The sequence below is a fragment of the Mesorhizobium sp. M0715 genome, from assembly GCF_040320355.1.
Taxonomy (GTDB): Bacteria; Pseudomonadota; Alphaproteobacteria; order Rhizobiales; family Rhizobiaceae; genus Mesorhizobium.
The window spans coordinates 19,916-46,480 of record NZ_JAMYPL010000001.1; the positions used below are offsets into that span (position 1 = coordinate 19,916).

Consider the following 26,565-nt stretch of genomic DNA (forward strand, 5'->3'; position numbering starts at 1 on the left):
ATTGGCTTGTCGGTCCAAGATGCCCGCAACGGTTGCATTCGCCGACGGCAGAACTGATCGAGACTGACGGGTGGGCATCTATCTCCCGATCGCGGAAATTTCCGTCAATATCTTCGTCCTGCTGGCCATGGGCGCGGCGGTGGGTTTCCTGTCGGGCATGTTCGGCGTCGGCGGCGGCTTCCTCATCACGCCGCTCTTGATCTTCTACAACATACCCCCGGCGATCGCGGTCGCCACCGGCGCCAACCAGGTCATCGCCTCCTCCGTCTCCGGCGTCCTTTCGCACATGAAGCGCGGTACGCTCGATTTCAAGCTCGGCGGGGTGTTGCTGGCCGGCGGCATTGTCGGCTCCACCGGCGGCATCTACGTCTTCGCCTTCCTGCGCCGCCTCGGCCAGCTCGACCTGTTCATCTCGCTGCTCTACGTCGTGCTGCTCGGCACCGTCGGCGGGCTGATGTTGGTCGAAAGCGTCAATGCGCTACGCGCCACGCGCAGCGGTGCGGCGCCGGTGCTGAAGAAATCCGGCCAGCACAACTGGATCCACCGCTTGCCGCTGAAGATGCGGTTCAGGGCGTCAAAACTGTTCGTCAGCGTCATCCCCGTACTTGGCCTTGGCGCCGGTATCGGCTTCCTGTCGTCGATCATGGGCGTCGGCGGCGGCTTCATCATGGTGCCGGCACTGATCTATCTGCTGAAAGTGCCGACCAACGTCGTCATCGGCACCTCGCTGTTCCAGATCATCTTCACCTCCGCCTATACGACGCTGGTCCACGCCACCACCAACCAGACGGTCGATGTCGTGCTGGCCTTCCTGCTGATGGCGGGCGGCGTCGCCGGTGCGCAGTACGGCGCCAAGGCCGGCCAGAGGCTGCGCGGCGAGCAGCTCAGGGCGTTGCTGGCGCTGCTCGTGCTGGCGGTGGCGATACGATTGGCGATCGATCTGTTCGTCACCCCGCCCAACCTCTATTCGCTGTCTGCCGCGGGCCTCAACTGATGAGGGCTCGCAACACATTCGCAACCGCCATTGTCCTGTCGCTGCTTGCGGCCGCCGTGCCGGCGAAGGCACAGGTCCCGCTGACCGAAGGCATCCAGATCGGGCTCTCCACCGACAACGTCTCGATCACCGCCGGCTTTTCCGGGGCCGACCTGACCATCTTCGGTTCGCTGGAAAACCCGGATCCACTCGTCGCGCGCCAAGGCCGTTACGACGTCATCGTCGTGCTCGAAGGTCCGCCCAAGCCGGTGGTGGTGCGCCGCAAGGACAGGGTGCTCGGCGTCTGGGTCAATCTGGACTCCGAGACCTTCGAAAACGTGCCCGTCTCCTATTCGGTGGCGACGACGCGGCCGCTGCAGGACATCACCGAACCCAACAGCTACAAGCAGCTGTCGCTCGGCGCCTCCAACCTCTATATGCAGCCCGCCGATGCCGGCGACAGCCCGGCGACGATCGAGGAGTTCACGGCGGCACTGCGGGAGCGCAAGTCGGCGACCGGCCTCTACAGCGAGAATGTCGGCGGCGTGCAATTTTTGTCGCAGAACCTTTTCCGCGCCACCGTCAGGCTGGCACCGAATGTGCCAGTTGGAACCCATAAAGCCCGCGCGTTCCTGTTCAAGAGCGGCCTGTTCATCAAGGAAAGCTCGGCCCAGCTCGAAATCCGCAAATCCGGTTTCGAACAGTCGATCTTCCGTGTCGCGCACAATTATTCGTTCCTCTATGGCGTCTTCGCGATATCGCTGGCCATGCTGACTGGCTGGCTTGGAAGGCTGATCTTCCGGCGGGACTAATGCATGTCGCCCAAAAGTGGCCCCGGTTTTGGGAGAACGACATGCATCGAATCAAGACCTGAAGTGCGTCGGGTTACCCCGCTAAAACGCGACGCACTTCAGAACTTTCCCCGAAAAGTGGTTTCCCTTTGCCGAGGCATGCGGTAGACCGCGCTCCCCAACCAAATGGCAGACACAAACAATTCGGTTCGGCAGAGCAGCCTGTCCCCGGGCAGCGCGCGATTTCTCGGCGCCTGTCGGCTCGCCGACGACAAATACAGGAACTTGTCATGCGACCAGCCTTCGGCGGCATCGACTTCGGGACTTCGAACTCCACCGTTGGCGTGGTCCGCAACGGGCAGCCGCGGCTCGTCGTGCTTGAGGACGGCCAGGTGACGCTACCCAGTGCCGTATTCTTCAACTTCGAGGACAACCGCACCTGCTTTGGCCGCCACGCCATCGCCAACTACACCGACAGCGTCGAAGGCGGGCTGATGCGTTCTCTGAAGAGCGTGCTCGGCAGTTCGCTGGCCCATGAAAAGACCCGCATCAAATCGCGGTCGATCGGCTTCATGGAGATCGTCGGCATGTTCCTCGGCCATCTCAAGAAGAGGCTGGAAGCAGATGCCGGCGATACGGTCGAGACCGTCGTGCTTGGCCGGCCGGTGCAATTCGTCGATGACGATGCCGAGGCCGACGCGAAGGCGCAAAGCGAACTCGAGAACGCCGCGCGTGCCCAGGGCTTCAAGCACATCGCTTTCCAGTTCGAGCCGATCGCGGCGGCGCTCGACTACGAGCAGAAGGTGACGCGCGAGGAACTGGCGCTGATAATCGATATGGGCGGCGGCACGTCGGACTTCTCGATCGTGCGCGTTTCACCGCAGCGCTCCCGGTCGCTCGACCGCAAGGACGACATCCTGGCCAGCCGGGGCGTCCACATCGGCGGCACGGATTTCGATCGGCAGCTGAGCATCGCCCATGTGATGCCGCAGCTCGGCTATTTGACGCCAACCAAGGACGGCAAGCGCAATCTGCCGGCAAGCTACTTCATCGATCTGGCGACATGGCAGCGCATCAATCTGGTCTACACCGCCAGGGCGATGACGCATCTGCGCCAGATCCGCTACGAGGCCGAGCGCGCCGACCTGGTCGGCCGTTTCATCCACATCGTCGAACACCGCTATGGACACGCGCTGGCGGCACTCGTCGAGAAGGCCAAGATACAGCTGACCGACAGATCGTCCGCAGATGTCGTGGTGACGCTGCCGGGTGCGGAGTTCGCCGCCGAAATCACGCGCAACGGGCTGGATGCCACGATCGCCAGGGATATCGAGCGTGTCACAGCAACGGTGGCGCAGACCATCCGTGACGCCCAGGTGAAGCCATCCGACATCACCGCGGTGTTCCTGACTGGCGGATCGACCGCGATCCCGCTGGCCAGACGAGAAATCCTGTCGCTGGTGCCGCAGGCGTCCGTCATCGAAGGCGACATGTTCGGCTCGGTCGGACTTGGGCTGGCGCTAGATGCCCAACGGAAGTTCGGCTGATCAGGGTCCATTGATATTCAGGTGATGCCGGCCTGCAAATGGCTGGTACCTGCGCTTCCGGTGCTCACGTACTTTAAGTACGCTCCGCTCCGGTTCTCGGCGTCAGCCATTTTCGACTCGGCCTGACCTGAATCTCAACGGACCTATCTTGGCGCGGACCCGTTCATCTCCGTACCCAGATGTGCCTTGAGCGCCATCTGGGCCAGGCTTGCCTGGCGATCGCGATGAGTGATCATGGCGAAGTCGCGTTTCGGCAGTTCGAGCGGCACCGATCTCAGACCGCCTTCGGCCACGGCGCGGGCCACGACAAGCTCCGAAATGATGGTGGCGCCGGCTCCTGCCTCGACCGCCTGGCGGATAGCCTCATTACTCGGCAGCACCAGGAATATCTGGAGGTCGGCGAGCGAAATCCCTTCGTGGCGTGCCAGATCCTCCAGCACCTCGCGCGTACCCGAACCACCCTCGCGGATGATCCAGCGCAGACCCTTGATGTCAGGGCGGCCGGGCGCGACTTCGGGGATCTCCGGATGCGCGCTGGCAACCACCAGCATCAGCCTGTCGACGTCGACCTTGGTGCGGCGCAGTATGTCGGACTCGGTGCGGCCTTCGACCAGGCCGAGATCCGCAGCGCCATCGAGGACATTGGCCTCGACCTGCCTGGTGTTGCCGATGGAGACGCTCAGCCTGACGGCCGGATAGGCTTCGTGGAAGGAAGCCAGCCGGCGCGGCAGCCAGTAGCTGGCGATGGTCTGGCTGGCGGCGATCGAGAGGCTGCCGGTGACGGTCTGTGAGACATGCTCCAGCACATTGCGCGCGGCGGCGGCCCGCTCGAGCACGGCCTTGGCCTCCGGCAGGAACCGGTGGCCGGTCTGGGCAAGCTCGATGTTGCGGCCGACGCGGTTGAACAGATGGACGCCGTGCTGTTCTTCAAGCGCCCGGATGGCGGCCGATGCGGCCGACTGCGAAATGCCCAGCAGTTCCGCCGCCTTGGTCATATGGCCGCGCTCTGCGACGGCGACGAAAATCCGCAACTGGTCCAGGGTCATGTCTGCATTAAGAACCAATATCGATCGAATTTACAAGAACAACTGATTAGACAGATCGATAGCTTTATTCTAAGTTTTTGAACGAAGTTAGAAAAAATTCGCCGAGAGATCGCAGAGAGCAGAATGATCGGGCGGTTCAGATCCCTGCTTGCGCATTGGACCCGCGGTATAAGGCGGCGGCTGGCCGGTGATCGCTACCACCCTGAAGAGCATTACATGCGCGGCCCCGGACCGAAAACGCGGGCCAAATCCATGAGCCGTACAGGCACCACCGGATCATGATGCAGGGACCGCCGCGCGGCGCGAATTCGGCACCATCGCAACGCCCGCTTGCCGACACGCGAGCGCCGGATGAAGGCGACGGCGTCGACACCTCGCCTGACGTTTCCGACAGCATCGCCAAGACGACCTGCTACATGTGCGCCTGCCGCTGCGGCATCGATGTGCACATCAAGGATGGCAAGGTCCGCCACATCAACGGCAACAAGGACCACCCGGTCAATCGCGGCGTGATCTGCGGCAAGGGCAGCTCCGGCATCATGCAGCACTACAGTCCGGCAAGGCTGAAGAAGCCATTGCTGCGCACCGGCCCTCGCGGCTCCGGCGAATTCCGCGAGATCGAGTGGGAAGAGGCGTTTTCGATCGCCACCGAACGGCTCTCGGCCATCCGCCGGACCGACCCCAAGAAGCTGGCCTTCTTCACCGGCCGCGACCAGTCGCAGTCGCTGACCGGCTGGTGGGCGAGCCAGTTCGGCACGCCGAACTTTGCCGCCCATGGCGGCTTCTGCTCGGTCAACATGGCGGCCGGCGGTCTCTACACGATCGGCGGTTCGTTCTGGGAATTCGGCGAACCCGACTGGGACAACACCCGGTATTTCATGCTGTTCGGGGTTGCCGAGGATCACGATTCCAACCCGATCAAGATCGGCCTCGGCAAACTCAAGGCGCGCGGCGCCAAGGTCGTCTCGATCAACCCGTGCCGCACCGGCTACAATGCCATTGCCGACGACTGGATCGGCATCCGGCCCGGCACCGATGGGCTGTTCGTATTCGCCCTCATCCACGAATTGCTCAAGGCGGGCCGCGTCGATCTCGATTATCTGCTGCGCTACACCAATGCCCATGTTCTCGTCGTGCAGGAGCCGGGTGCCGCCGATGACGGGCTGTTCGTGCGCGACGCCGACGGAAATCCCCTGGCGTGGGACAGGGTTGCGAAGACGCGTGTCGGAGCCACTGATGCCAGTGCGAAGCCGGCACTGACGGGCAGCTTCACGATCGGCGGGCGCCACTGCGTCCCGGTGTTCCAGCTCATCGCCGACCGCTACCTCGATGAGAGCTATGCGCCGGACGCGGTCGCCGAGCGCTGCGGCATTGCCGCCGATACGATCCGCAGGATCGCCGCCGAACTTGCGCATGTCGCCTTCGAACAGACGATCGAACTGCCGATCGCCTGGACCGACTGGGCCGGGCGCCGGCACGAGACCATCAAGGGGCGGCCTGTCTCGATGCACGCCATGCGCGGCATCTCGGCCCATTCGAACGGCTTTCACACCTGCCGCGCCATCCATCTCCTCCAGGTGCTGCTGGGCACGGTGGATGTTCCCGGCGGTTTCCGTTTCAAGCCGCCCTACCCCCGCTCCGCTCCGCCCGGTCCCAAGCCGGCCGGCAAGACCGTCAAGCCGATGACGCCACTTGACGGCATGCCACTCGGTTTCGTCTGTGGGCCGGACGATTTGCTGGTCGATGAGGCCGGCACGCCGCTTCGCATCGACAAGGCCTATTCCTGGGACGCACCGCTGGCCGCGCACGGCCTGATGCACACCGTCATCCGCAATGCCTGGGCCGGCGATCCCTACAGGATCGACACGCTGTTGATGTATATGTCGAACATGGCGTGGAATTCCTCGATGAACACCGTCGAGACCATTGCCATGCTGACCGACAGCGACGAAGCGGGCAACTACAAGATCCCCTTCATCATCTATTCCGACGCCTATTATTCCGAGACCGTACCGTTCGCCGATCTCGTGCTGCCGGACACCACCTATCTCGAGCGGCATGATTGCATCAGCCTGCTCGACCGGCCGATCAGCCATGCCGACGGACCCGGCGACGCGATCCGCCATCCCGTCGTCGAGCCCGACCGCGACGTCAGGCCGTTCCAGTCGGTGCTGATCGAACTCGGTGCCCGGCTGGGCCTGCCCGGTTTCGTCAATGAGGACGGCGCGGCCCAGTACCGCGATTATGCCGACTACATCGTCAACCATGAGCGCACGCCGGGCATCGGCCCGCTCGCCGGCTGGCGCGGCAAGGACGGGTCCTCGACCGGCAGGGGCGAGGCCAACCCGGACCAGCTGCAGCGCTACATCGACAATGGCGGCTTCTGGCATCACGATTTAGCTGACGACCAGCGCTACTATAAGATGGCCAACCGCTCCTATCTCGACTTCGCGGTGCAGATGGGCTTCATCCCCAAGGCGGAGCCAATCGTCTTCCAGCTCTATTGCGAGCCGATGCAGCGCTTCCGCCTCGCCGCGCGTGGGCATGGCCCCGTATTGCCGCCAAAGGGCGATCGCCAGCGCATCGAGACCTACATGGACCCGCTGCCCTTCTGGTACATGCCCTTCGAGGAAGCGGTCGTCGACCTCGAAAAATATCCGCTGCATGCGCTGACGCAGAGGCCCATGCACATGTACCATTCCTGGGGATCGCAGAATGCGTGGCTGCGGCAGATCACCAGCCAGAACCGGCTGTTCGTGCATCACCGGACGGCAGCCGGCCTTGGCCTTGTCGATGACGACTGGGTGTGGATCGAAAGCATCAACGGCAGGGTGAAGGGGCAGATCAAGCTGATCGACGGGGTCAACGAAAGCACGGTCTGGACCTGGAACGCCATCGGCAAGCGGCGCGGCAGCTGGGGGCTGAAGGACGACGCGGCCGAGAGCAACCGTGGCTTCCTGCTCAACCATATCATCGGCGACCAGACCTCGGCCGATGCACAGGGCAAACGCTATTCGAATTCCGATCCGGTCACAGGCCAGGCCGCATGGTTCGACCTGCGCGTGCGCATCGTCAAATGCGCTGTCGAGGAAGCCGGCTTCACCGAGCCGCAATTCGAGCGTTTCCGGCAGCCGCCGCATTTCGAACCCTCACCCGACATCCTTCGCTTCGGTGCCGAATTCCGCAGGGCAAGAGAGGCGACCGAATGACCTGTCTGCCAAGCCAAAGCGGCAAGAAACTCGGCCTCGTCATCGATCTCGACACCTGCGTCGGCTGCCAGGCCTGCGTCACCGCCTGCAAGGAATGGAACACCGGCGGCCACATGGCACCGCTGACCGACATCGACCCCTATGGCGGCCATGTCGACGGCGTCTGGTTCAACCGCGTGCACGCTTACGAGCACACGACCGAGATGGGCGGGCGCACCGTCAATTTTCCGCGTTCCTGCCTGCATTGCGAGACACCGGCCTGCGTCACCGTCTGCCCGACCGGCGCCTCCTACAAGCGGGCCTCGGACGGCATCGTGCTGATCGACGAGGACAAGTGCATCGGCTGCAAATTGTGCAGCTGGGCCTGTCCCTATGGCGCGCGAGAATTCGATACGGACGTCGGGGTGATGAAGAAGTGCACGCTGTGCGTCGACCGCATCTACAATGACAATCTGGCCGAAGAGGACCGCGTACCGGCCTGCGTCGCCGCCTGCCCGACCAGCGCCCGGCATTTCGGCGATCTCGGCGATCCCCTATCGGCGGTTTCGCAACTGGTGGCGGAGCGTGGCGGCGTCGACCTGATGCCTGAGCTCGGCTATCGCCCGACCAACAAATACCTGCCGCCGCGCGCCCACACCACGCGCGCCGCATCGGTGGCAGCACCCGCACTCGAACCGGTGCGGGCCGAAGGCGGTTTCCTCGGCTGGGTCGACCGCATGCTTTCGAACTGACCCATGCATCCAGCCTTCTCCGTCGTCTTCTTCACCACCGCCACCGGGGCGGGCTACGGCCTGCTCGCGCTGCTGGGCGTGCTCGGAGGATTCCAGATCATCCCACCCGATTTCTGGCTGGGCTTCATCGGCATGGGGCTGGCGCTCGGCCTGATCGTAGCCGGACTGTTGTCCTCGACTGGCCACCTCGGCAGACCCGAACGCGCCTGGCGGGCGTTCTCGCAATGGCGCAGTTCATGGCTGTCGCGCGAAGGCGTCGCCTCGGTCATCACCTTCATTCCGGCGGGACTGTTTGGCATCGGTTGGGTATTTTTTGGCCGCACCAGTGGCTGGGTGGCCATTGCCGGATTGCTGGCGGCCTGCGGCGCGATCGTCACCGTCTGCACCACAGGCATGATCTATGCGTCGCTGAAGCCGATCGCCCAGTGGCACAGCCGCTTCACCTTGCCCGGCTATCTCATCTTCTCGGCAATGACCGGCAGCGTGTTGCTGAACGCGCTTTTGCAGGGGTTTGCTCTCGGCTCGAAAATTCTTCTGGTGGCTTCCGCGCTGCTCACCTTGCTCGGCTGGGGCTGGAAGCTCGCGACCTGGCGCTACAACGACCGGCTGGAAATCTCGACCAACGCCAACACCGCGACCGGGCTGGCTGGCGGCACGGTGCGGTCACTTGAATGGCCGCATACCGAGGAGAACTACCTGCTCAAGGAAATGGGTTTTCGCATCGCGCGCAAGCACAGCGCGCGGCTGCGCCAGATCACGCAGGTTCTGGCTTTCGCCCTGCCTGTCCTGCTGCTCGCTGCTGCTTTCGCCCTACCCTGGCCCTTCGCAGCGGCGCTGTCGGTGCTCGCCGTGATCGTGCAGTTCGCCGGCATGTTGGTCGAACGCTGGCTGTTCTTCGCCGAAGCGAAGCACACCGTCATGCTTTACTACGGTCTGTAGGGCGTTCCAGCATGCTTTCCTAATCCGGCCGCTGGAAACATGTTGTTCCCAAGGGCTTCACCAAGTTGTGGATCGGAGGATTTTATCGTAACTCTTTGTCAAGCATCCTCCAGATCGACATATGAGCGATGATCATCCATATATTTAATTCAATGACGTATCTTGCACGGGGAATCTGCGTAGCGGGAATTTTGGTTTTTTATTCTCATGGTTCCCTGGCAGGCGCGGACGAAGCCGACTCTGCCTTTCACGCTAAGAATTATGTGGAAGCCTTCAAGGAATGGGAGGCGGTTGCCAAAACCGGGGATGCCGTTGGGGAATATAATCTTGGCTTTATGTACTCCGAGGGATTGGGGGTGCCGTTAGACTATTCCAAAGCGGCGGAGTGGTGGGCCAAAGCGGCCGCACAGGATTTTCCGGCAGCCGAGTTGAGTCTCGGCTTATTATACTCAACGGGCAAAGGAATTACTCAAGATGATGCTCAGGCGGCCGCATTCTGGCGAAAAGCTGCGGTTAACGGCTTAGCTAAGGCCCAGCTATATCTTGGCGATGCGTATTTCTTTGGCAAGGGAGTCTCGCAAAGCGGGACGGATGCCGTCGGCTGGTGGACGAAAGCGGCAGAGCAAGGTGAAGTCGCTGCCCAGGTAAACTTGGCTACATCATATCTCAATGGACAATATGTAGAGAAGAACCTGCAAAAGGCTTTTGTTTGGTATGAGAAGGCCGCTGAAAGTAATAGCGGCAAGGCTCAGTATAATTTGGCGATAATGTACCTAAACGGCACGGGCGCTGAGAAGAACTACGCGCTTGCAATCCAATGGCTCAAACGCTCTGTTGCGCAAGGATATGGTGGTGCGCAAGAAGCGCTCGATCGCATACAGGCAGCACTTAAGAAGACTTGACCTTCAGCAAACCAACCGGCGACCTCAGCCGGGCCGCAGCATCGAGCCGGAAATGGCAAAGATGCGTTGGGCGCCCAGCATATAAGCCATCAGCGTGTCCAGCCGGAACAGCCCGGCATAGGCGCGGTCGAGCACGTTGAGCGAGCCGGTATAGGCGCCAAAGGCCGGCATGATCATGCGGCCGCCATCGCCGGCAAAGCAGCGGCGCCGCACCGAGCGGCCCTGCTGCACGATGCGGGCGCAGGGATGCAGATGGCCCGCTATTTCGCCTTCGACACGCTGCTTCGACGGCTCATGCCGGAACAGCAGGGAGCCTATAGCAAGTTCACGCACCGTTTCGCCGGGCAGATCGGCTGGAGCTTCCGGATCATGATTGCCGGCAACCCAGAACCATTGCCGGCCTGATATCAGCGCTTCCAGCCGCTCGCGGAAGCTTGCATGCATGCGCTGGGCGCCGCCGCCATCGTGAAAGCTGTCGCCCAGGCTGATGACGATCGAAGGCTGGTAGTCTGATATCACCGCCTGAAGCCGCAGCAAGGTCGCACCGGTGTCGTAGGGCGGGATCAACGTGCCGCGCCGTGCCAGCGACGAACCCTTTTCCAGATGCAGATCGGACACGGCCAGAAGCCGCAGATCCGGAAAATAGAGCACGCCGCGCGGGTCGCAGACAGCGCGCTCGCCGGCGATGCCGACGAGATCGGCCTCGGCGATCAGCGATATGCGCGCCAGCGAAAATTTCATTCCACACTCATTCCCGGCCCCATGGCCTCCTCGACCAATGTCGCCGCATCCATCAAAAGCGTTTCATCGGCTTCGCCATGGACCGGCATCTTGCCGATCTCGAGCATGATCGGCACGGCGAGCGGCGATATCTGTTCGAGTGCCTTATGCACGATTCGACCCTGGATGCGCGAGAGCATGTCGGCAAGTCTGCTGACATCGAGCAGACCGGTCGCTGCGTCGGCGCGTGTTGCCTGCAGCAGAATGTGGTCCGGTTCATGGCTGCGCAGCACATCGTAGATCAGGTCGGTCGAGACCGTGACCTGGCGACCACTCTTTTCTTGGCCCGGATGGCGTTTCTCGATCAACCCCGAAATCAGCGCGCAATTGCGGAAAGTGCGTTTGAGAAGCCAGCTGTCGGCCAGCCAGGCTTCGAGGTCGTCTCCAAGCATGTCCTGGTCGAAAAGCGCGCCAAGCGAAGGCTTCCTGGCTTTGAACATCGCGCCCATGTCGCCCAGTGACCATATCGCCAAGGCATAATCGGTGGCGACGAAGCCGAGCGGCCTGGCTCCTGCTCTGTCAAGGCGGCGGGTGAGCAGCATGCCGAGCGTCTGGTGCGCCAGCCTGCCCTCGAACGGGTAAGCCACCAGATAGTGGCGGTTGCCTCGTGGAAAGGTCTCGATCAGCAGGTCGTCGCGTTTGGGAAGCACCGATTTGTCGGCCTGGTATCGCAGCCAGTCGGCGACCTGCTCGGGCAGCTTCTTCCATCGCTGCGGGTCGTCCAGCATGATGCGGACCTGTTCGGCGAGATAGGTCGAAAGCGGGAACTTGCCGCCGCCATAGTAAGGCACCTTGGCATCGCTGCCGGGCGCGTTCGACACGAAGCATTCATTCTCGCGGATGCCTTCGAAGCGCAGAACCTTGCCGGCGAACATGAAGGTGTCGCCATGCGTCAACGTTTCGAGGAAGGCCTCCTCGATCTTGCCGAGAACCCGGCCGCCGCGCGAAGCCGCACCTTTGCCGCCGGCCTTGATATAGCGCACATTCAGCGCCGGAACCTCGATGATGGTGCCGACATTCAGCCTGTATTGCTGGGCGACGCGCGGATTGGACACCCGCCAGAACCCATCCTTGTTCAGGCGTATGCGGGCGTAGCGCTCGTAGTTCTTGAGCGCATAGCCGCCGGTGGCGACGAAATCGATGACGCGGTCGAAAGTCGGCCGGTCGAGGCTGACATAGGGTGCTGCCGTTCGCACCTCCTCGAACAGATCATCGGCACGGAATGCCGCGCCGCAGGCGCAGCCGAGTACATGTTGCGCCAGCACGTCGAGACCGCCATCGATCAAGGGAGGCGTGTCCTGCGCGCCGAGATAGTTGGCGTCGAGGGCGGCCCGGCATTCCAGCACCTCAAAGCGGTTGGCCGGGATGAGGATCGCCTTGGACGGCTCGTCCATGCGGTGGTTGGCGCGGCCGATGCGTTGCGCCAGCCGGCTCGCCCCCTTCGGCGCACCGACATGCACAACCAGATCGACATCGCCCCAGTCGATGCCGAGGTCGAGCGTCGAGGTGGCGACGATGGCGCGCAGTGCGTTTTCCCCCATCGCCTTTTCGACGCGCCGACGCTGGGCGACGTCGAGCGAACCGTGATGCAGCGCGATCGGCAACGTATCCTCGTTGACCCGCCACAATTCCTGGAACAGCAGCTCCGCCTGGCTGCGCGTGTTGACGAACAACAGGGTCGTCTTGTGGCGCTTGATCTCGCGATAGATTTCCGGCGTGGCGTAGCGCGCCGAATGTCCCGCCCATGGCACCCGCTCTTCGGAATCGAGGATGGAAATCTCCGGTTTCGCGCCCCCGGTGACGACGATCAGTTCCGCCATGTCATGGCCTGTCGAACCCTTGGGCGGATTCTGGCTGACCAGCCAGCGCCGCAACTCGTCCGGCTCGGCCACCGTCGCCGACAGCCCGATGGTTTGCAGACCAGGGACAAAGCTGCGCAACCGCGCCAGACCGAGCGCCAGCAGATGTCCGCGTTTCGACGTCACCAGCGAATGCAGTTCGTCGAGCACGACGTAGCGCAGATCCTCGAAGAAACGTTTAGCATCGCCGGCCGCAATCAGTAGCGCCAGTTGCTCGGGCGTGGTCAGCAGGATGTCGGGCGGCACCAGCTTCTGGCGCTGGCGCTTGTGGGCGGGGGTGTCGCCGGTGCGCGTTTCGATGGTGACAGGCAGGCCGATCTCTTCCACCGGCTTGCCGAGATTGCGCTCAATATCGACGGCAAGCGCCTTCAGCGGTGAGATGTAGAGCGTGTGGATACCGCGGCGCGCCTGGCCCGGCTTTCTCTTGGGCCGGTTGGCCAGTTCGGTCAGCGAAGGCAGGAACCCGGCCAGCGTCTTGCCGGCACCGGTCGGCGCAATCAGCAGGACTGATTGCCCGGCCTGGGCTTTCGCCAGAAGTTCGATCTGATGGGCGCGCGGCGACCAGCCTTTCTCGCCAAACCATCTGATGAATGGTTCGGGCAGGGCCACGGCGGCATTCTGTTCGGCAAGGCGCGGCTGCTCTGTCACCTGCCAGAGGTAGCGCGATGGCGGCTAATCGCCAAGAAGAATCGGAACAAAAGGGGATCGTTCTTCCCTAAGGCCGCCGAAACCCTGTCGGGCTGCCATAGAGATAGCCGATGCGCGCGACGGCGTCTTTCAGTCCCTCGTGCGACACCAGCATGGTGTGGCCGTTGGCGTGGATCATCGTGTCGGCATCGGTCATGACGGCGACATGGCCCTTCCAGAACACCAGATCGCCGCGTCGCAACCCGGAGAAATCAGGTGCCGGTTCGAGCGGCTCGCCAAGTGTCGCCGCCTGCATATCGGAATCGCGCAGCACGTCTCTGCCGGCCATACGCATCGCCAGTTGCACCAGCCCCGAACAGTCGATGCCGAAACCGGAAGTACCGCCCCAGAGATAAGGTGTTCCTAGAAACGCCTCGGCAACCATGACATAGTCGGAGGCAGCTTCGCTGAGCGGCCGCAGGTGACCTGCGATCAGCGCCTCGCCGGAAGGCAGGACCGCATAGTGCGTACCGCGCGTCTCGGCGGCCTCCGTCACTGTCACCGTCGATCCCATCGACAATTGTCCGGCGATCGGAAAGCGCAGATCCGGCCCGGGGTAGAGGAAGGTGCGCGGCACGCAGACGATGTGCGTCGGCGCATGGTCCCGTTTGCCCAGCATCGTGTCGGCGACATAGCCGACATAGCCGTCGCGTTCGGCCTGGACCCAGGCCCAGCCTTCAGCGACATCGAAGACCAGGACATCATCGCCGAACAGCGCCTGCGTGTTGATGCCGGCATCCGGCCGCGGCGCCTTGCGCATATCGGCCACTGACGCGATGACCCGCGCCGGCCGGCCGGCGACGAAGCGGTCGGCGGCGACCTCGCCCTTCAGCCTTGCATCGGCGAGATCGGAGCGAAAAGCGTGAAGGCGGGCATCCCTGGCAGTCAAATCGAGCACCTATGCTGAAAAGGTAATCCGCTCACATCGGCAGTTCGAGCGCCTTGGCGATGATACCATCGCCGAAGCGCTCGACAAAGAGCGCGCCCTCGACCGTGCGCCTGATCAGAACATTGCGCTTGTCGAGTTCGTCGCGATGGCGCGAGACGAGTTTCAAAGCGCCCATCGTGTCGAGCGCGCGGGTGATCACGGGCTTGGTGACATTGAGGCGCGCGGCGAGCCCGCGCACGGTGTGCGGCGGCGGATCGAGATAGATGGTGAACAGGATTGCCGTCTGGCGCATGGTCAGATCGGGCGCGTCGTCGCGCACCTGCGACAGCATCACCTGCTGCCACAGTCGCAAGGCCTGGCTCGGGCGCATCGCAATCGACATCGCGCCAGCATGACGGCAAATTGTTTCGGTTCCGTTTCAGTCAAAGCGATTGCCGTCTCTCGCCTGCAACCGTCAGCCGTAGCGTTTCGCGATGATCCGCTCCAGCGCGCGGATGCCTTGTGCCTCACCGCCGGCGGGGCCATGCGGACGGTCAGCCGGGTTCCAGGCGAAGATGTCGAAATGCGCCCAGCCCGCGGTTTTTTCGACGAAGCGCTTGAGGAACAGCGCCGCGGTGATCGAGCCGGCGAAACCATCCGGGGTGACATTGTTGATGTCGGCGATCTTCGACGACAGTTTTGCATCGTAGGGCTGCCACAGCGGCATGCGCCACAGCGGATCCTCGACCGCGACGGAAGCCGCCGCAAGATCGGATGCCAGCGCTTCGTCACTTGTGTAGAACGGCGGCAGATCGGGGCCGAGCGCGACACGGGCAGCCCCGGTCAGTGTCGCCATGTCGACCAGAAGCTGAGGCTCCTCCTCGTCGGCCAGCGCCAGCGCATCGGCCAGCACCAGCCGTCCCTCGGCATCCGTGTTGCCGATCTCGACATTGATGCCCTTGCGGCTCACCAGCACGTCGCCAGGCCGGAAGGCGTTGCCGGCAATCGAATTCTCAACTGCGGGAATGAGCACGCGCAGTCGCACATTCAGCCCGGCAGCCATGATCATCGAGGCAAGGCCAAGGACATTGGCGGCACCGCCCATGTCCTTTTTCATCAGCAGCATGCCGGACGATGGCTTGATGTCGAGACCGCCCGTGTCGAAGCAGACGCCCTTGCCGACCAGCGTCACCTTCGGCGCCCCTTGCTGCCCCCACTGCATATCGATAAGGCGCGGCGCGCCGGCCGACGCACGGCCGACAGCATGGATCATCGGGAAATTCCGGTCGAGGAGATCGTCACCCTTGACCACCGAGACTTCGGCCTTGTGCCTGGCAGCCAGGGTCCGCACCGCCTCCTCCAAATCTTCCGGGCCCATATCGCTGGTCGGCGTGTTGACCAGATCGCGTGTCAGGAAGACGCCATCGGCAATGCGGCGAACGCGCCCGGCATCGACGCCTGCCGGCAGGCCGAAGCGCAGCGCGCTGCCTGACTTCTTGCCGTAACGGGTGAAGACATAGCCGCCGAGCACCAGTGCGGTGGCCGCGAGTTCGGGCTCGACCGGCGCCGAGGCGAAATGCCAGTCGCCTTCCGGCAAGGCCTTCGACAGTGCGCCGAGGGCGAGCGCGCCTTCGCCATCGCCAACACCGAACAAGGCGCCGCCGAGCGCCCCGTTTTCGCCGGGCATGACCAGCGTCCTGCCTGCCTCGCCCGAAAAGCCGTTGGCCCTGGCCCAGGCGACAGCGGCCGGCGCAAGACCGGCCGCGTCCAGACCGCCCCTGGCGACCAGATGGACCGGCAGCGCGCCCGGCAATGTCTTCCCGACGAGTTCGACAGGCATGCGATGTTCTCCGTGTGAGTCGCCGTTCTTAACCGTCCGTTAGGGTTAACAGAATATTTCTGCGGGAGGGAAGACGGCCACGCAATGGCCGCGCATGAATGGAGGCTTAGGGTGCCATGCCGACCAACCGCAGGATGAATGCCAGGGGAAAACGGCTCATCACCACGGCTCTTGTGCTGGCGCTGACGGCGGGCGTCGCCGGTTGCGGAACCGACAAGCTCTCCACCGGCTCTATCGCACGCACCAGCGGCAAACCGCTGGAAAGCATGTCGGCCGGCGAACTGCACAATGCCACCGGCGCACTCGGCCAATCCTACGCGAAGAACCCCAACGACAAGCGGATCGCGACGAATTATGCGGCGGCATTGCAGATGGATGGCGACGCCGATCAGTCGCTGGCCGTGATGCGCAAGCTCGCCATCGCTTTGCCCAAGGATCGTGACGTGCTTGCCTCCTATGGCAAGGCGCTGGCCGCCAATGGCCAGTTCGAGGCGGCACTCGACGCCGTGCGCCGCGCTCAAACACCGGAATATCCCGACTGGAAGCTGGTGTCGGCCGAAGCGGCCATTCTCGACCAGACCGGCCAGAAGGACGATGCACGCCAGCTTTACCGCAAGGCGCTCGACCTCAAGCCGAACGAGCCTTCCGTGCTCTCCAATCTTGGCATGTCGTATGTGCTGGAAGGTGACCTGCGCACCGCCGAAACCTATATGCGCTCGGCCGCGCAGCAGCCGAATGCGGACAGCCGCGTCCGCCAGAACCTGGCACTGGTCGTCGGCCTGCAAGGCCGGTTCGACGAGGCCGAGAAGATCGCCTCGCAGGAGCTCTCGCCCGAACAGGCGCAGGCAAACGTCGCCTATCTCAGGCAGATGTTGGCCCAGCAGAATGCCTGGAGCCAGCTCAAGGACCAGGACAAGCCGAAATCCGCGACCAACTGAGACCACAATCCCGATGCCCAACGAAGAAGCCGCGCTGCATGCGCGGCTTCTTCGTTTGAGGGAATGCAGGAATTTACCTCGCCGCTACTGGGCGTTTGTTGCCGGCGCCGCATGATCGCCGAAGATACCGCGTTGGCTGACCTGAATGCCGGCGGGACCCAAAATGATGGCGAAGAGCACCGGCAGGAAAAACAGGATCATCGGCACGGTAAGTTTTGGCGGCAGGGCGGCCGCCTTCTTCTCGGCCGCATTCATGCGCATGTCGCGGCTTTCGGCGGCAAGCACGCGCAGTGCATGCGCCACCGGCGTGCCGTAACGCTCGGCCTGGACGAGCGCCTGCGACACCGACTTGACCGAATCCAGGCCGGTGCGGCTTGCCAGGTTCTCGTAGGCCTGCTTGCGCTCCGGCAGATAGGAAAGCTCGGCGTTGGTGAGGATGAATTCTTCCGCCAGCGCCACCGATTGCGCACCGATCTCGTCGGCGACCTTGCGCAGTGCCGCTTCCACCGACATGCCCGATTCGACGCAGATCAGCATCAGATCGAGCCCATCCGGCCATGCCATCTGGATCGACTGCTTGCGCTTGGTGGCGCGGTTGTTGACGTAGATGACCGGTGCGTAGAAGCCGCCGTAAGCAACGAGGACGCAGACGAACAGCCTGATGACCAGTGGCTTGTCGGGCAGCCCTCCGAGCACGAAGATGTAGATTGCGGCCAGCGCGAAACCGACAAAAGGAAGCACGAGACGGAAGAAAAGGAACCGCGTCAGCGGATTCTGTCCACGAAAACCGGCCACCTTGAGTTTCTGCAATGTGCTCTCATCGGCGAGCGCGCGTCTCAGATCCAGCCGGTCGACAATGTTGCGCATGCCGATCGACTGTTCCTCGCGCAAGCCCTTGCGACGGCGGTCGGCCTCGACCGCAAGCCGGGCGCGCTGTTGCGCACGCAGTTCGTCGCGTTCCAGCGCAACGGATTTCATGCGTGACTTGAGCTGGTTTCCGCCAAACGCCGGCAGCAAGGTGAGGACGGTCGCAAACACCGCTATCGCGACCAGCATCGCGATCAGGAAGCTCGGATCCGTCAGGGTCTTGATGACTTGCTCGGTCATGCCAGCATCCTAGACTTCGAAGTTCATCATCTTGCGCATCACCAGGATGCCGATCGACATCCAGACCGCAGAGCAACCAAGGATCAGGTTTCCGACGCTGGTGTTGAAGAGCGGCATCAGGTAGGCCGGGCTCGACAGGTAGACGAGAAAGGCGACGATGAAGGGCAGCGCACCGATGATCGCGGCGGACGCCTTCGCTTCCATCGACAGCGCCGCGACCTTGGCTTTCATCTTCTTGCGATCGCGAAGCACGCGCGAAAGATTGCCCAGCGCCTCGGAGAGATTGCCGCCGGCCTGCGATTGAATCTGGATAACGATGCCGAAGAAGCTTGCCTCGGTGCAAGGCATGGTTTCGGGCATGCGCAAGGTCGCGTCGGGGATAGAGAGGCCCATCTGCTGTGAATCGACGATGCGGCGAAACTCGGTCTTCACGGGTTCGGGCGATTCGTTGGCGATCAAGCGCACGGCGTCGTTCAGCGGCAGGCCGGATTTGACCGCGCGCACGATGATGTCGAGCGCGTTTGGAAATTCGTTGAGGAATGCCTTGACCCGGCGGGCGCGACGAAACGTGACGAACCAGCGCGGCAGGCCCAGCCCCCCGGCCAACAGCACGCCCGGCAAGGCGATCAGCGGGGCTCCGGCCACAAAGGCGACCATCGTCAAAACGATGCCGCATATTGCGGAATATATATAGAAACGCTCGATGGTGGTCTTGAGGCCGGCCTGACGAAGCTGGGCTTTCAGCGGCGGTTTCTTGACGCGGCTGTCCTTGGTTTTCTGCTTGGCGTCGAGTTCGTTGAGAGAATCCTGAACCGATTTGCGCCGCTTGGTGGCTTCCGCCACGCGGTCGCGCGAGGCCTTGACGACGGAGCGATCCGTCTCGGCGGTCCTGATCGTTTCGAGCCGCTTGCCGGCCTGTTTCTCGTTGCTGATCCGGGTGAACAGAAATGCATAGGCGACGGCGCCGGCGCTGAAGCCGGCGAGCACGACAAACGCCAGTACTGTGCCGTCAATTCCAAACATTGGCCCGAACCCTTACACCCCAGCATACGTCAGTCAGCGCGTTTCTCCATCGCCTCGAGCGCAATGGCGAGACGCTGCTCCTCGCCGTAATAGCGTGCACGCTCCCAGAAATGCGGACGGCCGATGCCGGTCGATACGTGCTCACCCAGCAGCCGGCCGTTGGCGTCCTCGCCCTTGATGTTGTAGAGGACGATGTCCTGCGTGATGATGACGTCGCCTTCCATCCCGATCACCTCGGTGATGTGGGTGATGCGGCGCGATCCGTCGCGCAAGCGCGCCGCCTGGATGATCACGTCGATGGAGCCGACGACGATTTCGCGCACTGTCTTTTGCGGCAGCGAATAACCGCCCATGGCAATCATGGATTCGATACGGTTCAGGCATTCGCGCGGGCTGTTCGAGTGGATCGTGCCCATCGAGCCGTCATGGCCGGTGTTCATCGCCTGCAGCAGATCGAACACTTCGGGTCCACGCACTTCGCCGACGATGATGCGCTCGGGCCGCATGCGCAGACAGTTCTTGACCAGGTCACGCATCGTCACCTCACCCTCGCCCTCCAGATTGGGCGGGCGGGTTTCGAGGCGTACCACATGCGGCTGCTGCAATTGCAGCTCGGCCGAGTCTTCGCAGGTGATGACGCGCTCCTCGCGGTCGATATAGTTGGTCAAGCAATTGAGCAGCGTCGTCTTGCCCGAACCGGTGCCGCCCGAGATCACGATGTTGCAGCGAACACGGCTGATGATCTTGAGGACTTCGGCGCCCTGCGGCGAGATGGCGCCGAACTTGACCAATTGATCGAGCGTCAGCTTGTCCTTCTTGAATTTGCGGATGGTGAGCGTGGCGCCATCGATGGAGAGTGGCGGCGCGATGACGTTGACGCGGGAGCCGTCGGGAAGGCGCGCGTCGCAGATCGGGCTGGATTCGTCGACGCGGCGGCCAACCTGGCTGACGATGCGCTGGCAGATGTTGAGGAGCTGCTGGTTGTCACGAAAGCGGATGCCGGTCTGTTCGACCTTGCCGTTGACTTCGATGTAGACGTTCCTGGAGCCGTTGACCATGATGTCTGCGATGTCGTCGCGGGCGAGCAGCGGCTCGAGCGGCCCATAACCGAGCACGTCGTTGCAGATGTCCTCGAGCAGCTCTTCCTGCTCGGCGATCGTCATTGCGAAGTTCTTGATCGCGATGATGTCGTTGACGATATCGCGGATTTCCTCGCGCGCGCTTTCAGGATCAAGCTTGGAAAGCTGCGACAGATCGATGGTGTCGATGAGCGCGGAGAAGACCTGGCTCTTGGTATCGTAATAAGTTTCGCTCTTTTCGCGCTGTGCCCGCTTCGGCTCAGGCGCCAATGGCGGTGCCTCGACCGCACGGCGCGCCGGCGGTGCGACAGGCGCGCTTGGCGCCGCCGCGGGCCGGGTCAGAACCGCCGTGTCCATGGAACCTGCAGCCGGCGGCGCAACGGGCGCCGGTGCTGGCTGGCGAAATTCCGGCGTGAACCGGTTGCCGTCGTCGCTGCCTCTTTTACCAAACATGATCGACTACCGATTCCACTGCTGAAGCGTCACTTCTTGTTGCGCGAGAGCTTGCCGAGCAGGCTGCCGAGCCCGGCCTTCTTCTTGATCTTGATTTCGCTGCGCCCGGTCAGCACATGCGCCATTTCGTTGATCATCGCGACGACCGGGTTCTTGGCATCCATTTCGCCAAGCATGCGTCCGTTGTTGGCGGCATTGCCGAACAGCAACGGATCAAAAGCAATGACCGACATTGGCGACAAGCCGAGCGGCTCGGCGAAGTCGGACGGCGAAATCTCCGGGCGCTTCGGCACGCCGGCCTGGTTGATGATCAGCTTGGGCGGCGGATCATTGGGACGAAGCCGCTTGAGCATATCGACGAGGTTCTTGGTGTTGCGCAGATTGGCAAGTTCCGGTGTCGCGGTGATGACGATCTCGTCGGCCTTGACCAGGGTGTTCTTGGTCCAGCCCGTCCAGGCATGGGGGACGTCTAGCACCAGAAGCGGCACGCTGCGCTGGGCGGTGTCGATGAGCTGAACGAAGGCCTCGGGATCGAAATCATAGACCCGTTCGAGCGTCGAAGGTGCTGCCAGCAGCGACAGATGCTCGGCGCACTGGGTCAGCAGCCGGTCGAGATAGACTTCATCGATGCGTTCCGGTGAAAACACCGCCTCGGCGATGCCTTGCGCCGGATCCTGGTCGAAATTCATGTTGGCGGTGCCGAAAGCCAGATCGAGATCGGCGACGACCACTTCGGATTTGAACAGGGAGGACATCGCCCAAGCCACATTGTGGGCGATCGTCGAGGAGCCGACACCGCCCTTGGCGCCGACGAAGGCGATCGAGCGGCCGAGCGGCTCGGCTTCCGGATCGATAAAAATCGACGACACCACGCTGACGATGTCGGCCATCGAGACCGGCGCGATCACATATTCGGAAATGCCGTTGCGGATGAGCTCGCGGTAAAGGCCGACATCATTGTAGTGGCCGATCACCACCACCTTCGACGTCGGATCGCAATATTCCGAAAGCTGGGCGAGTTGTTCCAGCAATTGCTTGGGCTCGCTGCGCGATTCCAGCAGGATCAGGTTGGGCGTCGGCGCCGATTGGTAGAATTCGATGGCGGTGGGGACGCCGCCCATATGGACCTTGAGATGCGCCTTCGTCATGCGGCGGTCCTCGCCGGCGCGCTCGACCGGGTTGGCGACACCCTCGGTCTCGCAGAATGCCTGGATCGAGATGCGCGGGATCGGCCGCAACGCCTGCATCGCGGCGATGTCCTGCTGCGAGGTATCGCTGCCATCCACCGGGGCGTCGTAGGCAAGGTTGCTCATCGTCATGCTCTTTCCCGTGGCCTGTTCTATCCGAGACTGGCGGCTTAGTAGTCTACTTCCGAATTGCCCAGGAACTCATCCGAAATGCCTCTTGCACGGTAGACATCGATCACCGCGCCGCGATTTTCAGCATCGATTGTGGACGGCTTGCGCGGGCCGAGCAGATCGGCCGGGTTGGCCATCTGGGCGGCAAGATTGTTCTGATAGGAGCAGCCGAAGTCGGCATAGTGCTTATTCTCCGACGTATCGACGAGGTCGGCTGGCCAGCGTCCGCATTTGTCGGTCTGCGCCCTCACCGCAACATAAGCGACGCGGACCGGCGAGGATATCTCGCTCGAGGCGGCCTGGTAAGAGGTGACGACAAGCCGGTTGCGCTTGACGCCGCTGGCGATCGCGAGCCGGGCGAAATCACGGGCCGCCGCGGTCGCGGCGACCTCGTTGGCCGATCCGCTCGGGACCTGGATCGTCAGCGTCGGGGCGGCACTTCTGTCATAGCCATCGAGGAAGCCAAGAAGTGTATCGCGCTGAGAGCCGGTCATGCCGCGGTCACCGGCACCAACCGGGAGGTCGATCTTTTGATTCTTCTCGGCGATCACGATCGGATGGTTGGTGCGGTAATCGTCCGGAATGGCGCCGACCGTGATGCTGTCGCGCTGGGCGCAGCCGGCCAGCAGAGCCGCCACCGCAACCGCCAGGACAGGAACGGCTCCCCGGCAGACCCGCGAGCGGCCAAAGCGCATCGCTGCCGCGATGGTGCTTGCCTTCAATGCTGACTGAGACATGTCCGCTTCCCCGCTCACTTGTAGATGAAGCCGACAACGCCGTGGTAGCGGCCGTTGGGCTTGTCTGTCTGCATGGTGCCGTAGACGCGATTGACGCGGCCAAGGAACATGCCGGCGCCATCGCTGGCGGCGTTGAAATTGTCGTCCGGCTTGGCAAGGTCGTTGCGTGCTACCGGCTTCACCAGATAGGGCGTGATGATGATCACGAGCTCGGTCTCGTTGCGCACGAAGTCCCTGCTGCGGAAGAGCGCGCCGAGCACCGGTATCTTTGTCAGTCCGGGCAACCCATTGACGGCTTGCCTGACATCGTCGCGAACCAGGCCGGCGATCATCATGGAGCCGCCTGAGGGCAGTTCCACCGTCGTATCGGCAAGACGCTTGCGCAGCGACAGGGCATTCATTCCGGGACTGGTCACGCCCGAGGAGAGCGATACGGATCCCTCGGTTGTCGGCTCGGAAACCGACGTCCTGACCTTCAGGCTTATGCGGCCGGGAGACAACACCACCGGCTGGAATTCCAGGCCGATGCCGTACTCGATCTTGTCGAGGGTGTAGGTTTTCAGGCCAGTCTGGTTGTCGGAGGATACGTTCTGGGAGACGCTGCTCACCATATTGTATTCACCGCCGACCTTGAAGGTCGCCTTCTCGCCTGATACGGCGGTCAGGGTCGGCTCGGCCAAGGTCTTCATGACCCCGGACTGCTCCATGGCGTTGATATAGGCCTGCAGCCCCGACGCGCCGATCTGGAAGCCCGAATTCGACAGCTGCTTGCCAAGGCCGGTGAAGTTGTCGCTGATCGAGCCGTAGCTGATGCCGTTGCTGCCACCGCTGCCGACCATGTTGACGCCAAGTTGCTTCATCACCGAACGGCTGACTTCGGCGACCGTGACCTTCAGCGTGACCTGGTCGTCGCCAATGATCTGCAGCAGGTTGACGATCTTGCTGGTGCGGCGCTCCTGGTCCGGGTTGTTGATGTCGACACCGCTCTGGGCCGAACCGCCGGCCGCCGTCTGCGAATATTGTCCCGTCGTCGCTTCACCACCCGAAACGAAGATCGTCGCCAGGTCGACCGCGCGTTTTGCGTCCAGCGGCGTGTCGACCGTTCCGGTCAGGACGACGTTGTCGTTGAGCAGTTCCACCTTGATGGTGGACGTCGGCAGGAAGCGCCTGATATAATCCTCAAGGCCGGCAACATCGCGTTCGACAGCCAGGTCCAGGCTGACGATCTGCTCGCCATTCGGGCCGAAGACAAAAATGTTCGTCTCGCCGACCGCCTTGCCGAACAGATAGATGCGCCGCGCGGTGCGGGTCACCGCATCGGCAACTGCCGGGTTGGCAACGAGAATGTCGTAGGCATCGCTCGGCAGGTCGATGACCACAGACTTGTTGAGGCCGAGCTTGACGCGCTGGGTGGCCGTCGATGCCGTGACCTGCGCGTTCTTTGCCTCGACGACGCTGCCTTGCAAATTCGATCCGACGAGCAGCAGGCCGAACGCCGCGGCTACAATTGCCGGCAGTTTACCGCTTAGCCTCATTTCCTTGCTCCCACTTCGGAAACTTCGCCCGACTTGATCAGCCTCACCGTTCCCCTGCGGCCATTGCCGGAAACGAGATAGTCGGCCTCACCCAGATTCTTTTCCTGCGTGTCCGCGACTGCCCGCAGCGCCAGGGTCAGGCGATCCGCCATCTGTTGGGCGACGGTGATGATCTCCGCCTGCTTGGGCGTCAGTTCCAGCGTTGCAGTCTGACCTACCCTGGTCTTCTTGCCTTCCTCGTCCTCCTGAATGGTCTGGTCGATGGCCAGGACGCGGATGTTCTTGAGGATGGTCTCGGTGTTGAAGCCGGCGGCGCCGCTGGCGGCATCGGCCCTGCGGGTCATGATGACGTCGACGAAATCGTTGGGAAGAATGAAGCCGCCGGCCGACGTATCGGCCGAGATGGCCGTGGCGACCGCCCGCATGCCGGAAGGCAGGATCGACGACATGAAGCTCTGCCCCTCGCCGATCAGCTTGGACCGCCGCAGCGGTTCTCCGGCATACATCGCCACACGGGCAACGGAACTCTTCAGCTTGTCCAGTGCCTCGGGCTCGGCGGTGCGGGTGATGAAATTCGCGTTGACGCCGTCGGCGGGCCAGGATTGCCAGGCGATGTTGTTTTGGATCGGGCTGCCCATCGGAACGTCGCCTGAAAGCACAAGCACATCCTGGAGTGCCACTGCCGGGGCCTGGGGACCGGAATCGACGACGACCTGGGGCGGCGGTGCCACCATGTTCTTCGCGACATAGCCAGCGCCACCCGCCGCAGCCACCGCCACGCTCAGAATTATCAATCGCGATGCTGGCATTTGTCCGAACCCTTGCCCTGGCAAACCACGTAGCCAAGCCGGACTTTGCAGCGGCAATCGTCAAAACAAGGTTAATGTAATGCTTACGATCGTGATTAATTTAAGGTTTACATAAATTAGCCGGAATGTGGTCTGGACGGCCAAAATGGCCGGGCCGGCCCTGTTGAGAACGGGGTTTCGGCAATGCTGACAGACAATAAAAATAAGATCGTGCTCAAGCCGCCAGCCTGGCAAGCGCCCATACCATCAAAGGCGAATCCGGATAGGTCAGCAACCCGCCAAGGCCGAGCGCGACGCCATAGGGGACACCTTTTGCCTCGTCGGCGAAATGGCGCAGAAACGGATTTTGGCCGGTAACGGCCGCAAGCAGCGACTTCCGGTAGAGGATGATGGCGAGCGTCAGCAGGCCGCCGATGATTGTCGAGGCGACAAAATATTCGACGAGATTGATATTGAGGCCCATCCACATCGCGCTGGCGGCCAGAAGCTTGGCGTCGCCGCCGCCCATGCCGCCCATTGCAAACAGGCCGAACGTCACAGCCAGGACCAGGGCGCCGGCGGCGAAATGTCCGCCATAGACCGCCCAGTCCATACCCGTCAGCGGCGCGACCAGCGCGAAAACGACGACGAGCAGCACCGGCACGCGATTGGCGATCGTCATCGACAGCATGTCGGAGATCGCGGCAAACAGCATGCAGAACGGAAAGACGACGAAGATCAGGGCTTCAAGCATCGGCGCTATGCCTATTGTCCGATTTCACGGGGCTCAATCTAAGTATGTTCGATTAACGATTGATGAGGCCAGGAACGAAAAGACGACCTATACTGGCGGCGGCATAGAAAAAGGGCCACCACGTGGCGGCCCTTTTCCAGAACGCAATCCAAATGCTCGGCGATAAGGCCGATCAGCTGCCGCTCGGCGTGCCGTTCAAGGTGGTTCCGATGTTGGTGAACTTAGCATTGAGCGCATTGCCGAGCGTGCCGGCGCCAGTGATGATGGCGAGCGCGATGAGAGCGGCGATCAGACCATATTCGATAGCGGTCGCGCCGGATTCGTCCTTCACAAAACGTGCGATGAGATTAGACATTCGAGAGCTCCTACTCCACGTGTTACAGCACTTCCGTCAACTTCTGTGATGGTTGATCGGATGCTGCCAATCTAGGGAGAAGCTCTTTCGATCGGCTTAAGAAACAGCCTTACCGATTCCTTTCCCGGTTCGAACATATTGCGTGGTTAACCTGGGGCTAATATACCACTGAGCCTTCTCGCCCCGGGTTTGTGGACTTCCGGACAGCGCCCGGCGGGCGTCCTTGTCTGCCATCGCATCATTGGCGACACCGCATGCTTAACCGT

Annotated in this window: 23 protein-coding genes; 8 read left to right on the forward strand and 15 right to left on the reverse strand. The window is 62.5% G+C overall.

Annotation, left to right across the window (positions count from 1 at the left end; all coding sequences use genetic code 11):
• Positions 1–70 precede the first annotated feature (70 nt).
• From NKI21_RS00080 to NKI21_RS00090, 3 genes are all read left to right on the forward strand, one after another.
• On the forward strand, positions 71–994 hold the full coding sequence (locus NKI21_RS00080; protein WP_023811359.1) for a sulfite exporter TauE/SafE family protein: 924 nt from the start codon (positions 71–73) through the stop codon (positions 992–994).
• On the forward strand, positions 994–1,785 hold the full coding sequence (locus NKI21_RS00085; RefSeq protein WP_027161734.1) for a TIGR02186 family protein: 792 nt from the start codon (positions 994–996) through the stop codon (positions 1,783–1,785). The genes NKI21_RS00080 and NKI21_RS00085 overlap by 1 nt, the downstream gene beginning before the upstream one ends.
• A gap of 269 nt (positions 1,786–2,054) precedes the next feature.
• Positions 2,055–3,311, forward strand: coding sequence for an Hsp70 family protein (locus NKI21_RS00090; RefSeq protein WP_352864036.1), 1,257 nt, complete (start codon positions 2,055–2,057; stop codon positions 3,309–3,311).
• Positions 3,312–3,454: 143 nt separating this feature from the next.
• On the opposite strand, the gene NKI21_RS00095 is transcribed toward NKI21_RS00090, so the two are convergent.
• Positions 3,455–4,357 carry a LysR substrate-binding domain-containing protein gene (locus NKI21_RS00095; protein WP_352439635.1) on the reverse strand — a complete coding sequence of 301 codons (903 nt, stop codon included), beginning with the start codon at positions 4,355–4,357 and terminating at the stop codon, positions 3,455–3,457.
• Positions 4,358–4,635: 278 nt separating this feature from the next.
• On the opposite strand from NKI21_RS00095, the gene NKI21_RS00100 reads away from it, so the two are divergent.
• The 4 genes from NKI21_RS00100 to NKI21_RS00115 all read left to right on the forward strand — a co-directional run bounded on the left by NKI21_RS00100 (position 4,636) and on the right by NKI21_RS00115 (position 10,138).
• Positions 4,636–7,566, forward strand: a complete 2,931-nt coding sequence (locus tag NKI21_RS00100) for a molybdopterin oxidoreductase family protein (RefSeq protein ID WP_352439636.1) — start codon at positions 4,636–4,638, stop codon at positions 7,564–7,566.
• Positions 7,563–8,297 carry a 4Fe-4S dicluster domain-containing protein gene (locus NKI21_RS00105; RefSeq protein ID WP_023811364.1) on the forward strand — a complete coding sequence of 245 codons (735 nt, stop codon included), beginning with the start codon at positions 7,563–7,565 and terminating at the stop codon, positions 8,295–8,297. The genes NKI21_RS00100 and NKI21_RS00105 overlap by 4 nt, the downstream gene beginning before the upstream one ends.
• 3 nt (positions 8,298–8,300) lie before the next feature.
• Positions 8,301–9,236, forward strand: a complete 936-nt coding sequence (locus NKI21_RS00110) for a dimethyl sulfoxide reductase anchor subunit family protein (protein ID WP_352439637.1) — start codon at positions 8,301–8,303, stop codon at positions 9,234–9,236.
• A gap of 128 nt (positions 9,237–9,364) precedes the next feature.
• A complete protein-coding gene (locus tag NKI21_RS00115; protein WP_352439638.1) occupies positions 9,365–10,138 on the forward strand; it encodes a tetratricopeptide repeat protein in 774 nt (257 codons plus the stop codon).
• Between the two features lie 24 nt (positions 10,139–10,162).
• On the opposite strand, the gene pdeM is transcribed toward NKI21_RS00115, so the two are convergent.
• The 5 genes from pdeM to NKI21_RS00140 form a co-directional block, all read right to left on the reverse strand.
• Positions 10,163–10,879: a ligase-associated DNA damage response endonuclease PdeM gene (gene pdeM, locus NKI21_RS00120; RefSeq protein ID WP_352439639.1), complete on the reverse strand. Its 717-nt coding sequence runs from the start codon at positions 10,877–10,879 to the stop codon at positions 10,163–10,165.
• Positions 10,876–13,425 carry a ligase-associated DNA damage response DEXH box helicase gene (locus tag NKI21_RS00125; RefSeq protein WP_352439640.1) on the reverse strand — a complete coding sequence of 850 codons (2,550 nt, stop codon included), beginning with the start codon at positions 13,423–13,425 and terminating at the stop codon, positions 10,876–10,878. Before NKI21_RS00125 ends, pdeM begins: the two co-directional genes overlap by 4 nt.
• Before the next feature lie 67 nt (positions 13,426–13,492).
• Positions 13,493–14,353 (reverse strand): C40 family peptidase, encoded by an 861-nt coding sequence (locus NKI21_RS00130; protein ID WP_352439641.1) that lies wholly within the window; start codon positions 14,351–14,353, stop codon positions 13,493–13,495.
• A gap of 31 nt (positions 14,354–14,384) precedes the next feature.
• Positions 14,385–14,735: a MarR family winged helix-turn-helix transcriptional regulator gene (locus NKI21_RS00135; protein ID WP_013533675.1), complete on the reverse strand. Its 351-nt coding sequence runs from the start codon at positions 14,733–14,735 to the stop codon at positions 14,385–14,387.
• Positions 14,736–14,807: 72 nt separating this feature from the next.
• Positions 14,808–16,172 carry a leucyl aminopeptidase family protein gene (locus NKI21_RS00140; RefSeq protein ID WP_352439642.1) on the reverse strand — a complete coding sequence of 455 codons (1,365 nt, stop codon included), beginning with the start codon at positions 16,170–16,172 and terminating at the stop codon, positions 14,808–14,810.
• 116 nt (positions 16,173–16,288) lie between these two features.
• Here NKI21_RS00140 and NKI21_RS00145 point away from each other — a divergent pair, with 116 nt between their 5' ends.
• Positions 16,289–17,110: a tetratricopeptide repeat protein gene (locus NKI21_RS00145; RefSeq protein WP_352439643.1), complete on the forward strand. Its 822-nt coding sequence runs from the start codon at positions 16,289–16,291 to the stop codon at positions 17,108–17,110.
• An 84-nt stretch (positions 17,111–17,194) separates the two neighbouring features.
• Here NKI21_RS00145 and NKI21_RS00150 read toward each other — a convergent pair whose 3' ends face one another.
• The 9 genes from NKI21_RS00150 to NKI21_RS00190 form a co-directional block, all read right to left on the reverse strand.
• A complete protein-coding gene (locus NKI21_RS00150) occupies positions 17,195–18,217 on the reverse strand; it encodes a type II secretion system F family protein (RefSeq protein ID WP_023811371.1) in 1,023 nt (340 codons plus the stop codon).
• 9 nt (positions 18,218–18,226) lie between these two features.
• Positions 18,227–19,240 (reverse strand): type II secretion system F family protein, encoded by a 1,014-nt coding sequence (locus tag NKI21_RS00155; protein ID WP_352439644.1) that lies wholly within the window; start codon positions 19,238–19,240, stop codon positions 18,227–18,229.
• A gap of 29 nt (positions 19,241–19,269) precedes the next feature.
• The gene (locus NKI21_RS00160) at positions 19,270–20,772 is read right to left on the reverse strand and encodes a TadA family conjugal transfer-associated ATPase (RefSeq protein WP_352439645.1); all 1,503 of its coding nucleotides are present in this window, start codon (positions 20,770–20,772) and stop codon (positions 19,270–19,272) included.
• A 29-nt stretch (positions 20,773–20,801) separates the two neighbouring features.
• Entirely contained in the window at positions 20,802–22,091 is a 1,290-nt protein-coding gene (locus NKI21_RS00165) for a CpaE/TadZ family protein (protein ID WP_032909185.1), read from the reverse strand.
• Between the two features lie 38 nt (positions 22,092–22,129).
• Entirely contained in the window at positions 22,130–22,867 is a 738-nt protein-coding gene (locus NKI21_RS00170; RefSeq protein WP_352439646.1) for a CpaD family pilus assembly protein, read from the reverse strand.
• Between the two features lie 14 nt (positions 22,868–22,881).
• Positions 22,882–24,402, reverse strand: coding sequence for a type II and III secretion system protein family protein (locus NKI21_RS00175; protein WP_023811376.1), 1,521 nt, complete (start codon positions 24,400–24,402; stop codon positions 22,882–22,884).
• Positions 24,399–25,211 carry a Flp pilus assembly protein CpaB gene (gene cpaB / locus NKI21_RS00180; RefSeq protein WP_023811377.1) on the reverse strand — a complete coding sequence of 271 codons (813 nt, stop codon included), beginning with the start codon at positions 25,209–25,211 and terminating at the stop codon, positions 24,399–24,401. The genes NKI21_RS00175 and cpaB overlap by 4 nt, the downstream gene beginning before the upstream one ends.
• 214 nt (positions 25,212–25,425) lie before the next feature.
• Positions 25,426–25,944, reverse strand: coding sequence for an A24 family peptidase (locus tag NKI21_RS00185; RefSeq protein WP_023811378.1), 519 nt, complete (start codon positions 25,942–25,944; stop codon positions 25,426–25,428).
• A gap of 172 nt (positions 25,945–26,116) precedes the next feature.
• Entirely contained in the window at positions 26,117–26,299 is a 183-nt protein-coding gene (locus tag NKI21_RS00190) for a Flp family type IVb pilin (RefSeq protein WP_023811379.1), read from the reverse strand.
• Positions 26,300–26,565: the final 266 nt, after the last annotated feature.